This window comes from Litorilituus lipolyticus (assembly GCF_006439335.1).
Classification (GTDB): Bacteria; Pseudomonadota; Gammaproteobacteria; order Enterobacterales; family Alteromonadaceae; genus Colwellia; species Colwellia lipolytica.
Window position 1 is genome coordinate 98752 of record NZ_SAWY01000038.1, and the last position, 11726, is coordinate 110477.

Annotated in this window: 13 protein-coding genes; 7 read left to right on the forward strand and 6 right to left on the reverse strand. The window is 35.8% G+C overall.

Going from position 1 to position 11726, the window contains the following annotated elements:
* Position 1 precedes the first annotated feature (1 nt).
* Positions 2 to 694, reverse strand: coding sequence for an outer membrane lipoprotein periplasmic chaperone LolA (lolA, locus tag EPA86_RS15475; protein ID WP_140605213.1), 693 nt, complete (start codon positions 692 to 694; stop codon positions 2 to 4).
* A 108-nt stretch (positions 695 to 802) separates the two neighbouring features.
* Positions 803 to 3331, reverse strand: coding sequence for a DNA translocase FtsK (locus EPA86_RS15480; RefSeq protein WP_140605420.1), 2529 nt, complete (start codon positions 3329 to 3331; stop codon positions 803 to 805).
* A gap of 240 nt (positions 3332 to 3571) precedes the next feature.
* On the opposite strand from EPA86_RS15480, the gene EPA86_RS15485 reads away from it, so the two are divergent.
* Positions 3572 to 4117 carry a YkvA family protein gene (locus EPA86_RS15485; RefSeq protein WP_140605215.1) on the forward strand — a complete coding sequence of 182 codons (546 nt, stop codon included), beginning with the start codon at positions 3572 to 3574 and terminating at the stop codon, positions 4115 to 4117.
* A gap of 60 nt (positions 4118 to 4177) precedes the next feature.
* On the opposite strand, the gene lrp is transcribed toward EPA86_RS15485, so the two are convergent.
* Positions 4178 to 4660, reverse strand: coding sequence for a leucine-responsive transcriptional regulator Lrp (lrp, locus tag EPA86_RS15490; RefSeq protein WP_140605217.1), 483 nt, complete (start codon positions 4658 to 4660; stop codon positions 4178 to 4180).
* A gap of 155 nt (positions 4661 to 4815) precedes the next feature.
* On the opposite strand from lrp, the gene ald reads away from it, so the two are divergent.
* The 5 genes from ald (at position 4816) to infA (ending at position 9147) form a co-directional block, all read left to right on the forward strand.
* Positions 4816 to 5934: an alanine dehydrogenase gene (gene ald, locus EPA86_RS15495; protein WP_140605219.1), complete on the forward strand. Its 1119-nt coding sequence runs from the start codon at positions 4816 to 4818 to the stop codon at positions 5932 to 5934.
* 432 nt (positions 5935 to 6366) lie between these two features.
* Positions 6367 to 7314 carry a thioredoxin-disulfide reductase gene (gene trxB / locus EPA86_RS15500; protein WP_140605221.1) on the forward strand — a complete coding sequence of 316 codons (948 nt, stop codon included), beginning with the start codon at positions 6367 to 6369 and terminating at the stop codon, positions 7312 to 7314.
* Between the two features lie 19 nt (positions 7315 to 7333).
* Positions 7334 to 8047 carry a leucyl/phenylalanyl-tRNA--protein transferase gene (gene aat / locus EPA86_RS15505; protein WP_140605223.1) on the forward strand — a complete coding sequence of 238 codons (714 nt, stop codon included), beginning with the start codon at positions 7334 to 7336 and terminating at the stop codon, positions 8045 to 8047.
* Entirely contained in the window at positions 8047 to 8796 is a 750-nt protein-coding gene (locus EPA86_RS15510) for an arginyltransferase (RefSeq protein ID WP_140605225.1), read from the forward strand. The genes aat and EPA86_RS15510 overlap by 1 nt, the downstream gene beginning before the upstream one ends.
* A gap of 132 nt (positions 8797 to 8928) precedes the next feature.
* Positions 8929 to 9147, forward strand: a complete 219-nt coding sequence (gene infA, locus EPA86_RS15515) for a translation initiation factor IF-1 (protein ID WP_011043571.1) — start codon at positions 8929 to 8931, stop codon at positions 9145 to 9147.
* 92 nt (positions 9148 to 9239) lie between these two features.
* On the opposite strand, the gene EPA86_RS15520 is transcribed toward infA, so the two are convergent.
* The 3 genes from EPA86_RS15520 to EPA86_RS15530 all read right to left on the reverse strand — a co-directional run bounded on the left by EPA86_RS15520 (position 9240) and on the right by EPA86_RS15530 (position 10588).
* Positions 9240 to 9623: a VOC family protein gene (locus EPA86_RS15520; protein ID WP_140605227.1), complete on the reverse strand. Its 384-nt coding sequence runs from the start codon at positions 9621 to 9623 to the stop codon at positions 9240 to 9242.
* A 42-nt stretch (positions 9624 to 9665) separates the two neighbouring features.
* A complete protein-coding gene (locus EPA86_RS15525; RefSeq protein WP_140605229.1) occupies positions 9666 to 10238 on the reverse strand; it encodes a DUF3087 family protein in 573 nt (190 codons plus the stop codon).
* 86 nt (positions 10239 to 10324) lie between these two features.
* The gene (locus EPA86_RS15530) at positions 10325 to 10588 is read right to left on the reverse strand and encodes a hypothetical protein (RefSeq protein ID WP_140605231.1); all 264 of its coding nucleotides are present in this window, start codon (positions 10586 to 10588) and stop codon (positions 10325 to 10327) included.
* Positions 10589 to 10976: 388 nt separating this feature from the next.
* On the opposite strand from EPA86_RS15530, the gene EPA86_RS15535 reads away from it, so the two are divergent.
* Positions 10977 to 11717, forward strand: coding sequence for a substrate-binding periplasmic protein (locus tag EPA86_RS15535; RefSeq protein ID WP_140605233.1), 741 nt, complete (start codon positions 10977 to 10979; stop codon positions 11715 to 11717).
* Positions 11718 to 11726: the final 9 nt, after the last annotated feature.

The following is an 11726-nucleotide window of genomic DNA, read 5'->3' on the forward strand; positions in this document are numbered from 1 at the left end:
ATTATCGCTTGTCTTCAAGTCTCACACCTTCTGGCACAGTAAAAGAAAACAGTGAATTTGCAGGCTCTGTTGCTTTATTAAAATCTGATAACGTTATTTCACTCGTTTGGCCTGTGGCATCTGCAAATGAAAACTGCGTTAGTTCATTACCATTAAAGATGATAGTTAAATGCTTAATCTGACTATTCTCTTGCTTAGCTTTAACCATAAAACCGTCTTTAATCATATTGCCTTGGTTATCTGCTAATAAAGTAACATCATAATGTTGCCATAAGGCTTCATCGTTATTTGTTAATAATAAAATTGGAGTGTTTTTAATAGCAGAATTTAAACTGTATGCGGTAACTTGCTCAATAAATGGGTCATAAAACCAAAGGCTTTCCCCATCGCTGATAATTAACGTTTCATCAGGCTCAGTTGTTTGCCAATGTACAAGGCTGGGCTTTTTAATTGAAATATTACCTGCTCCAGTTTGAATCAACTCACCATCAACACTTTTAATACTTTGCTCAAAGTTAGCTGAAAAATAATCAACAGAAGCCAGCTTTGTCATTAGTGCTTGCTTAGTTTGTTCACTTTGATTGCTATGTATGGTCGAATTTATGGTAATTTGCTCTGCAAGTAATGGAGAGTTAACCGTAAATGTTAACGCGATCGATAAGGCACTTGTGTTAAACCATTGGGATATTTTCATATGAATACTTTATTTACTTTTATACTTTAATTAATAAGATGATTGATTCAAACTGAACAGAGGCTGAATAATGGTTACTCATCTATTGTTCAGTTTTTAGTTGTTCTGTTAAAAATCTTTCACAGGAGGTGGTGCAAGGACTTCACGTGCACCATTGTGACCGGGTTGTGAAACTACTCCTTGCATCTCCATTTGCTCGACAATTCGTGCCGCTCGGTTATAACCAATTCTAAATTTCCGTTGCACACTGGAAATTGATACTCGGCGAGTTTCGGTAACAAAGGATATTGCCTCATCATAAAGAGTATCTAACTCTTCTTCTTCACCACCTTCTGCTTGTTCACCCGGTAATAAGATATCTTGCTCATTTTCACCCGATAATATTTCTTCTACATAATTAGGTTCACCGCGTGACTTCCAATCTTTAACGACAGCATGTACTTCATGATCATCAATAAAGGCACCATGTACGCGTGTAGGCACGCCAGTTCCTGGTGGTAGATATAACATATCTCCCATACCTAATAATTGTTCAGCGCCCTGCTGATCTAGAATAGTTCTTGAGTTCAAACCAGATGAAACCTGAAAAGCCATTCTGGTGGGAATATTCGCTTTAATCAAACCAGTAATAACATCTACTGAAGGCCTTTGTGTTGCAAGCACTAAATGAATACCAGCAGCACGAGCTTTTTGAGCAATACGAGCAATTAACTCTTCTACTTTCTTACCGACGATCATCATCATGTCAGCAAATTCATCAACAATAACGACGATACTTGGTAGTTTCTCTAGCATAGGTGCTGTTTGATCTAGACCATCACTAGGTTGCCATAACGGGTCAATAATTGGTTCACCTTTAGCGTTAGCTTCTAATATTTTCTTGTTATAGCCTTTAAGGTTTCTTACACCAACGGCTGACATGACTTTATAACGACGTTCCATTTCGCCAACACACCAGCGTAATGCATTAGCAGCATCCTTCATATCGGTTACTACTTCAGATAACAAGTGAGGTATGCCCTCATAAACACTTAATTCAAGCATTTTAGGGTCTATCATTATCATTCGAACATCTTCTGGAGTCGATTTATACAATAAGCTGACGATCATTGTATTTACTCCTACTGACTTACCTGAACCCGTTGTACCAGCAACTAACAAGTGAGGCATCTTTCCTAGATCAACAACAACAGGCTCACCTGCAATATCTTTACCTAACACCATAGTTAACGCAGAGTTTGACTCTTCAAAGGCAGGACAAGCAATCACTTCACTTAATCGTACTATTTCTCGATGTTTGTTTGGTAACTCAAGGCCAATAACCGACTTACCAGGGATTACCTCAACAACACGCACACTAATAGCAGAGAGTGCTCTCGCCAAATCTTTTGATAAACTGGTAATTTTACTGACTTTGACACCTGGAGCTAAATCTAACTCAAAGCGGGTTATAACAGGACCTGGGTACACAGAGACAACCTGTGCCTTAACACCAAAATCTAATAATTTTGCTTCAACTAATCGGCTGACTTGCTCTAATTCTTCTTGGTTAACAGGATTTTGTGCTTTATCAGGTCTATCGAGTAAATCGATTGAAGGCATCCCAACGAAAGTTTCTTCATCAGCGACTAAATTCACTTGACCATTATCGTCAACAATACTGCCACTCATTTCAGTAGATGTAGTGTCACTTTTTGCAAGTTGTTCATCGTCTGCGATATTTGGTTTATCTATATTAGCAAAGGCTGCGGTGATTTCCCCTTCACTGACATGCTCCTGCACATTTATATCAAGTGGTTCAGATAATAGTTCATCAATATCAACAAAAGGTTCATGTTCAGCATCATTAGCTAAATGCTTTTGGATACTTGGTTGAACAGAAGAATTATACGAAGTGTTTTGCTCTTCTATAGGGGGTTGTTGATGAATCAAAGCGTTAGCGCTCTTTTCTTCATGAACTTGTTCTTCAATCTCTGCATTAGAATCTTTAATATCATCTTCAGTGGTACCAAAATGTGCTTTTAACCACTTAGGGAAATTATATAAACCTACAAAAGCAGCAATAGTATATTGGCCAACAGCGTCGATGAATTTTATCCAAGAAAAGCCAGTCAGTAAGACAAAGCCTGCACACGTGAAAAGTAAAAAGATTAATGTACTACCAACAAAAGAAAAATAAGGTAATAATGTATTACTTAAAACATCACCAAAGATACCACCGGCTGAGAAATAAAAAATGTCATCAAAGTTCATACTTGCAATTGAAGTAATCCCCAAATAAAACATGAAAAAACCAATTAATTTCAAGCCAAGTGTTAAATAATCTAGTTCCATTAATTGATGGAATTTTTGAAACAATAACCAACCAACAATGGCAACGACAAAAGGTAAGGTATAAGCAATAAAACCAAACAAATTGAGTAATAAATCAGAAAAATATGCGCCAACCGCGCCGCCCAAATTCCTTACCGGTGTTTGGTAGCCCGTTTGCGCCCATCCAGGATCAGCAGGATCAAAGCTAAATAAAGCTAGCATCAAAAACATAGCAAAAACACTAAAGAATAATAGCCCTGCTTCGAGCAGGCGTTGTACTCCTGTTAACTGTTTGTTGCTTTCTTCGCTTGAGGATTCATCCATATTATTTACAAATTCTGACGACAATTAAACGTACCATGGGGATTAGTCATTATGATGTAAGCTAAAATAACAAATTATCGACTAAGATAAAATGCTTTCCCTTGTAAACTTAACAAAACTAATCCGTTTAAAATAAAGTTACTAAAATTATCGCTTACTTGAAGAAGAAGCTGGCATTGTGTTGATTATCTGGTAGATTTATTTGTGTATATCATATTTATGTCAATACAGGAGTAAATAATGGCATTTGAAGTTACCTTTGAATTAAAAGAAACAGATCTCGAGCATTTTAGAGATGTTATGAGAAAAGCACAGTCTGAAGCATCAAAATTGTCTGAGGCTGATATTCTAGCTCATGCAAAAAGTCTAAGTGTAGATGTAAAAGATAATGTGCCAGAATTTGTAAGACAACGCTTGGCAAAATTAGAAATTCTAGTCGCCATGATAGAAGACAGTGAATGGCAAATTCCTGAGCCTGAACGTTCAGATGTTATTAGTGCCCTAGCCTATTTTAGCGACCCTGAAGACTTAGTTGCCGATCATATCCCAGTATTAGGTTTTTTAGATGATGCAATAATGATTGAGCTTGTTGCTGAAGAGTTAAAGCCAGACATCGACGCATACGAAGAGTTTTGCCAATATCGTGACCGCGAAAAAGATAGAGCTGGTGACAGTACTATTACTAAAGAAGATTGGCTGGACTCTAAGCGTCGTGAACTACACAGTAGAATAAGACACAGAAGAAGCAGTCGCCGCAGTGGCAGCTCGTTCAGATCAATTTTTTAAATATAAATTGTATTAAATACATTTATATAGTTAAAAAGAGAGCACTTATTGCTCTCTTTTTTATCGCTTAATCGGTAGTAAGTTCGTAGACTTTATTTCATCCATAACAACGTAAGTCCTACTTTCACTAACCGCAGGTAGTCTCAGTAAGGTATCACCTAAAAGTTCTCGGTACGCTAACATATCCTTCACTCGTGTTTTCAACAAAAAATCAAAATCACCAGAAACTAAATGACATTCTTGTATAACATCAAGCTCGTGTACAGCTTTAGCAAAGTCATCAAAAACATCAGGACTTGTTTTTGTTAAGGTAATTTCAACTAATACTAATAAAGCAGCATCTAACTTAAGAGGATTTAACATGGCTTTATAGCCAGTTATGTACTGTTCTTTTTCTAGTCTTTTAACCCGCTCTAGGCAAGGAGTCGGACTCAGACCAACCCTTTTAGATAACTCGACATTTGATAATCGACCATTTTTTTGTAGTTCATCTAATATGTTCTTATCTATGCGATCTAGGCTTTTATTAGAGTAATTACTCATTTATATATCACCATTATATTTGAGTTTTTCAGCATTATATATCGCCTACACCAAAATAACGACAGGTTATTCTACAAATTTATCATTATACTAGTCGCAAATATTACAACGGCGTTGAGTAAACCTGACGCAATAATAAATAGAGTGAGAAAAATATGATTGTTGGTGTACCTAAAGAAATTAAAAACCACGAATACCGTATTGGATTAACACCTGCTGGTGTTAAAGAATTAATTGTTAATGGCCATGAAGTTATTGTAGAAAATAACGGTGGCGCTTCAATTGGTTTTGATAATGAACAGTACGTGACAGCTGGTGCCAAAATAATTGATAGTGCAGCTGAAATATTTGCTACAGCAGATATGATCATTAAAGTGAAAGAGCCGCAACCTGTTGAGTGTAAGATGTTACGTCCAGGTCAAATTCTTTTCACATACTTACATCTTGCTCCTGATCCTCAGCAAACTGAACTATTAGTTGCTTCAGGCGCTACTTGTATCGCCTATGAAACAGTAACCGCTGCCTCTGGTGGTTTACCATTATTAGCACCAATGTCAGAAGTTGCTGGCCGTATGTCTATTCAAGCGGGTGCTCACGCATTAGAAAAAGCTCAAGGTGGTTTAGGTGCTTTACTTGGTGGTGTACCTGGCGTTGCTCCTGCTAAAGTATTAATCGTTGGTGGTGGTGTTGTAGGCACTCAAGCAGCAAGAATGGCTGTAGGCATGGGTGCTGATGTAACGATATTAGATCGTTCATTGCCACGTTTACGCCAATTAGATACAGAATTTGATGGTCGATTAAAAACAGTTTATTCAACTGCTGATGCTATGGATACCCTTATTGGTGAAGCAGATTTAGTTATTGGTGCTGTACTTATCCCTGGTGCTGCTGCTCCAAAGCTTGTCACTAAAGAACATATCAAAATGATGAAGCAAGGTGCCGTTGTTGTTGATGTTGCTATTGACCAAGGTGGTTGTTTTGAGACTTCAAAAGCAACAACTCACCAAGAGCCAACTTATGTTGTAGATGGCGTTGTTCATTACTGTGTAGCGAATATGCCTGGTGGCGTAGCAAGAACATCTACAATGGCGTTAACTAATGCAACAATGCCTTTCGCTGTTACTATTGCTAATAAAGGGGCTAAACAAGCATTACTTGATGATGAACACTTATTAGCAGGTTTAAATGTTGCTGGCGGAAAAATTACTTACAAGCCAGTAGCAGATGTTTTAGGCTATGAATATGTTGAGCCTACAGTAGCTTTAAACGCTTAATCTTTAAAAGCTAACTATAGACAAAAATGCAAGCATAATGCTTGCATTTTTTTTGCCCTTTATTTGTCCTTTACTAGGCACTGTTTATCTTTGTTTAATAATTTTGCTAAAAAATAAAATCGCCTTAATCAAGGCAAAAAATATACTATTTAGTCATCTAACGATGTCATTTTTAATGAAGAGTCAGGCAATTTTAGAATCAGCCCATGAGTAATGACAATTTTTAGCACTAGCGGCATCCGCATTTTGTTCATTTGGAACAACCAAATTAATGTCAACAGCCTCTAAGAACCTAAAACTTTCTTATATCATATAAGATATCTTTACACTTATTCATCAATGTTTTTTATTAAACATCTATACAGACTTGATATAACGACATATCATCCCAAACTTATTAACTAATACAAATTTTACCGAATTGGAGTAATCATGAGTGAAGCTAGACATTGCCCACTATTAATTTTGGGTTCTGGCCCTGCTGGTTATACTGCGGCTGTATATGCTGCTAGAGCAAATTTAAAACCAGTTATGATCACTGGTATGCAACAAGGTGGCCAATTAACCACAACTACTGACGTTGAAAACTGGCCTGGTGATGCAGATGATCTTACCGGTCCAGCATTAATGGAGCGTATGCAAAAGCACGCAGAAAAATTTGAAACTGAAATTGTTTTTGATCATATTGAGTCTGTAGACTTTTCTTCAAAACCGTACAAATTAACAGGTAGTAACGAATATACCTGTGATGCATTAATCATTTGTACAGGTGCATCGGCACAATACTTAGGTTTACCTTCTGAAGAAGCCTTTATGGGTCGTGGTGTTTCAGCCTGTGCAACTTGTGATGGTTTCTTTTACAAAAACCAAAAAGTTGCGGTAGTTGGTGGCGGTAACACTGCTGTAGAAGAAGCGCTTTATTTATCAAATATTGCCAGCGAGGTTCACTTAGTTCATCGTCGTGATACCTTTAGGTCTGAAAAAATATTAACGGATCGATTATTCGATAAAGTCGAAAATGGTAACATCACCCTTCATACCGATCGAACTCTTGATGAAGTATTAGGTGACAATATGGGTGTAACCGGTTTACGTTTAAAAGATACAAAATCAGAAGCCACCGAAGAAATTGATGTAGCAGGTGTATTCATTGCTATTGGCCATAAGCCTAACACTGATATTTTTAAAGACCAACTTGCGATGAAAGATGGTTATTTAACTATAAACAGCGGTACTGAAGGTAATGCAACACAAACAAGTGTTGAAGGTATATTTGCTGCGGGCGATGTAGCTGATCATATTTACCGTCAAGCCATTACTTCTGCTGGTGCCGGCTGTATGGCCGCTCTTGATGCAGAAAGATACTTAGACGCGCTATAAGTTGATCTCAGAGGGACAAATGAGCCAAATATTATATCAACTCGATAATGATAGTTTGGCTTTTCCCTCTGATGAATTTGCCCTTTCTGATCCTAATGGCTTACTAGCCGTTGGTGGCGATTTATCCTCAAAAAGATTATTAAATGCCTACTCTCAAGGGATATTTCCTTGGTTTAATGAAGGCGACCCAATTATGTGGTGGTCTCCTACCCCTCGGGCAATCATTAAAACTTCAGATATAAAAATAAATAAAACCCTCAGTAAAGCAATAAGGCGAGCTCCTTACACCATAACGATTAATAAATGCTTCGAGCAAGTGAATCAATTGTGTGCTAACGCGCCATTTCGTCAAGAAGAGACTTGGATTGTACCTTTAATGCAACAGGCTTATTTGTCACTTCATCAACTCGGTTATGCACATTCAGTTGAAGTATGGCTTGATAAAGAACTTGTAGGTGGATTGTATGGCGTAGCCATTAATGGCTTTTTTTCCGGTGAATCCATGTTCTATAGTAAAAGTAATGCTTCAAAGTTTGCTTTAGTCGCACTAGTACAACTTTTAAAAAGTAATGGTATCAAATTTATTGATTGCCAAATCATAAATAAGTTCCTTGCAAATATGGGCGCAATAGAAGTTGATCGAAATATATTTAAAGGACAACTACATGAATCAATACAGCAAACTGTCAATGATGATATTTGGACAGCTAGAGAATTAATCATAGAGCTATAATGACACAGTCAGACTTTAAATTAGGCATAACTAAAACTTTTCCCTGTAATTACCTTGAGGATAAGGAAGAACGTTTATTAATTGCCGTTGATGAAAGACTACATAATAGTGCAAGTTACTCATGGTTAATGACACAAGGCTTCAGACGAAGTGGTGATCAAGCTTATCGACCACACTGCCCCAATTGTAATGCTTGTCAATCTCTAAGGGTAATTGCCAAACAATTTAGCCCTTCAAAAAGCCAACGCCGAAATTTAAGACGAAATGAACAGTTAATAATTACCTTATCTTATCAATTGAAAGCGTCATACTATCCACTCTTTGAAGAATATATCAATACATGTCATCAAGATGGTTCTATGTATCCTGCTAGTTTTCCTCAATTTGAAAGTTTTTTAGCAAGTTCCCTCACTAAACAATTATTCATAGAAACTTGGCGACAGGATGTAAATGGTAGTAAAACTCTTGTTTGTGTTGCCGTTACTGATGTTTTAACCGATGCTCTTTCAGCGGTCTACACTTTTTATGATCCCAAATATAAAAGCAGTGGCATTGGTGTTTTTTCAATTCTCATGCAAATAAAACAATGCATCGAGATGCAAAAAGAGTATTTGTATCTTGGTTATCAAATTGATGACTGTAAAAAGATGAATTATAAAAACCGTTATTTTCCTTATGAAAAATTTATTGACGGTCTTTGGTGCAGAACAGACAAAGCAAACAATAAAATAAGTAAAAATGATAAATAAATAGGCTCAAAGCTTTACATTAGCCTAGCAATTAGGCATCATTCGCGCAGCTTTTTTTATCGGCCGTAAAAACACACCATATTTGCTGGTTTTTTATGGTTTACTTGCACAACATTAGAGGTTTAGCGCCCCATGGCGAAAGAAGAAAATATTGAAATGCAAGGTACGGTATTAGATACCCTACCAAACACTATGTTCCGAGTTGAACTAGAAAACGGCCATGTGGTCACCGCACATATCTCAGGTAAAATGCGTAAAAACTATATCCGTATTTTAACAGGCGATAAAGTTACGGTTGAATTAACACCATATGATTTATCAAAAGGCCGCATTATTTTCCGCGCTAGATAATCAATACCTGAATACTAATAAAAAACCAGCATTAAGCTGGTTTTTTTGTATTGAATGTCAATAAAGAGATCATAAAAAATGCAGTGCTATTGTTATGTTGGCATGCTCATATGAAAAGCATTTAGTTTATTTCCATCTAAATCTCTAAAATAACCAGCATAAAATCCTGACAATTCACCTCTAGGGCCTGGAGCACCTTCACAAGTAGCCCCTAAGCTGATAGCTTTTTGATAAAACGCATCAACTTCTTCTGTAGAGTTAAAAATCATCGCCACCATAGTACCATTACCGACTGTTGCTGGTTTACCATCAAAAGGTTTTGTTATTGAAATACCCGGCTGCTCAGGACTCGGAGCCCATGCGACAAACTGCTCTGTTTCGATAAACCTACCAACACCGATGGAATCAAACAATTCATCATAAAACTTGACCGCACGTAGCAAATCATTTGTTCCTAATGTTACATACCCTATCATTTTACTCTCCTTATAAATTTACCTGTAAATTAATATTTCAGGCTATATTTTGCTTAATAACTCTTTTTCAAATAATGACACATCAGCATTGATATTGTGCTCTTGAATCAGGTCATTAATTCTCACTATATCATTTTCAACCTTGGTTAAAGTGATCGTATTGTCATCTAATAAATACACTTGTTTTAAACTTTGATAGTAAAAGTTTAATATTATCAGTGCGTTTACATTTCCCTCTGATGCCTTAGCTTCGACTTTTTTTAATTGCCTGTAAATACTATTTTGTAACTGTTTAAGTTGCCAAACATAATAAATTTCATTAAAGAAAGCTTTGCTTTTAAGGTTATGTAAAATACTGGCACAAGCTAATAACCCGAGGATTACCCCAAGTAAATTATACTTAAAATTACTTGGTACTTGTTGGCTTTCATCAGTATTGTCTTGTTGAATATAAGAAGCTTCTTGGCTAGACGTGACATCAGATACAGTTGAAAAGGTTTTGATGAGTATTTGACCAAAGGATAGTGATAATACTAAAAGAGACACTATGAATCCGACAATAACAAAATTTAAATTTTTACGGTAACGCTGTTTATCAATCTGTTGCAGCTGCATTACACAACCCTTTTATTTGTTTATATTACACAAATTATATCAAGTCATCAGGTGATGATGAACGACAAACTTGAGTAATAAGCACATTAATTCCTCCTTCTTTTAATATCGGGGTGAGTATCAATTAATCCGTCTTGGTTTACGGTAACGGTAACATTATCTAAAGACATGACAACAAGGGTAATATCATCTTCTCGTCTGATAAATTCAATGTCATAGCCAAAATTAAATAGCGAGCCGGCAGATAATTTTTGTGCATAGTTCAACTCACTCCACCAAGGATAGCTTTCAAGTGCTTTCCTTCTTCGAGCAATATTAAAAACTGAATTTGTGAATGCCTTAAAGCTCATGTCTTATCCGCTAATTTTATTAAGAAAACAGTAAAAGGCTTATGTTTTCTTAATATTCAATTCAGTAACCGCGAACTACATCAGAATACCTACTGATCTGAAAATGTTTAAGATTAAGAAATATAAAATGCATTAAATATACCTAATAGGCAATAACTCCAAAAAACAGAAGGTTATGGCTATACTGTTTTCTAAATGGTGTAAAATTAGCAAAATGTGTAAAAAATATAGACAACTAAGAATAGGCAATAAATGTTGAGAAATAAGCAAAGTCTCGTGACAAAAGTAATTAATATTTAGACATTACTAGCTGTTCAATCTAATTTATTGTTATATTGTATTTAACCCCTACACAAAGGAACTGTTAAAAAATAATAAGACAGTATTAATGAAGTTATTATCATTTCTTATATTTCCTTTGACCTTGGCTTTATTGCCTACTCTCGTGCAAGCGAATGACGCTATAAATGTTGCAACATATATCGAACCACCTTTTGCAGATAAGGTTAATGGTAAATTTGTTGGTCGTAATATTCGTTTAAGTAAATTAATTGCTAAAAAGTTGAATAAAAAAGTTAATTTTATCACTTGTCCCATGGCAAGATGCATATTGATGATGCAGTCTGGTCAAGCAGATATGATAGTTTCGGTTTTAAAAACGGATGAAAGAGAAGAAATATTAACTTATATAGAGCCAGGCATTAATTTTCAAAAGCAACCTATTTCATTTTTTACCCTTCATACTAATAAAGTTGAGATTAATTCCTTTGAAGATTTAAAGTCTTTAATCATTGGACAAGTTCGCGGAGCTCGATATTTTGAAAAATTTGATAACAATAACGAGTTAACGAAAGTCAAAATAACAACACGTAGTCAAATGATTAAAATGTTATTAAAAGGACGCATTGATGTTTTCATTGCTAGAGAGGAGTCTATCAGGCCATTAATTGATAAATATAATTACCAAAAATTACGTATTGCTCAATATCAATATTTAACGCCAGTTACTGGCTATATAGCCATTTCAAAAAACTCATATTTACAACAAGATATACAAAAATTTTCATCTATCATCAAACAAATAAAAGACTCAGGCGAATTAGATAAAGTTTATTACAAAAAACTTTAACCCAGTAAT

Bases quoted from the DNA above. Each gene is read 5' to 3' on its own strand.
- lolA (WP_140605213.1), bottom strand. From the start codon at position 694: ATGAAAATATCCCAATGGTTTAACACAAGTGCCTTATCGATCGCGTTA.
- EPA86_RS15480 (WP_140605420.1), bottom strand. From the start codon at position 3,331: ATGGATGAATCCTCAAGCGAAGAAAGCAACAAACAGTTAACAGGAGTA.
- EPA86_RS15485 (WP_140605215.1), top strand. From the start codon at position 3,572: ATGGCATTTGAAGTTACCTTTGAATTAAAAGAAACAGATCTCGAGCAT.
- lrp (WP_140605217.1), bottom strand. From the start codon at position 4,660: ATGAGTAATTACTCTAATAAAAGCCTAGATCGCATAGATAAGAACATA.
- ald (WP_140605219.1), top strand. From the start codon at position 4,816: ATGATTGTTGGTGTACCTAAAGAAATTAAAAACCACGAATACCGTATT.
- trxB (WP_140605221.1), top strand. From the start codon at position 6,367: ATGAGTGAAGCTAGACATTGCCCACTATTAATTTTGGGTTCTGGCCCT.
- aat (WP_140605223.1), top strand. From the start codon at position 7,334: ATGAGCCAAATATTATATCAACTCGATAATGATAGTTTGGCTTTTCCC.
- EPA86_RS15510 (WP_140605225.1), top strand. From the start codon at position 8,047: ATGACACAGTCAGACTTTAAATTAGGCATAACTAAAACTTTTCCCTGT.
- infA (WP_011043571.1), top strand. From the start codon at position 8,929: ATGGCGAAAGAAGAAAATATTGAAATGCAAGGTACGGTATTAGATACC.
- EPA86_RS15520 (WP_140605227.1), bottom strand. From the start codon at position 9,623: ATGATAGGGTATGTAACATTAGGAACAAATGATTTGCTACGTGCGGTC.
- EPA86_RS15525 (WP_140605229.1), bottom strand. From the start codon at position 10,238: ATGCAGCTGCAACAGATTGATAAACAGCGTTACCGTAAAAATTTAAAT.
- EPA86_RS15530 (WP_140605231.1), bottom strand. From the start codon at position 10,588: ATGAGCTTTAAGGCATTCACAAATTCAGTTTTTAATATTGCTCGAAGA.
- EPA86_RS15535 (WP_140605233.1), top strand. From the start codon at position 10,977: ATGAAGTTATTATCATTTCTTATATTTCCTTTGACCTTGGCTTTATTG.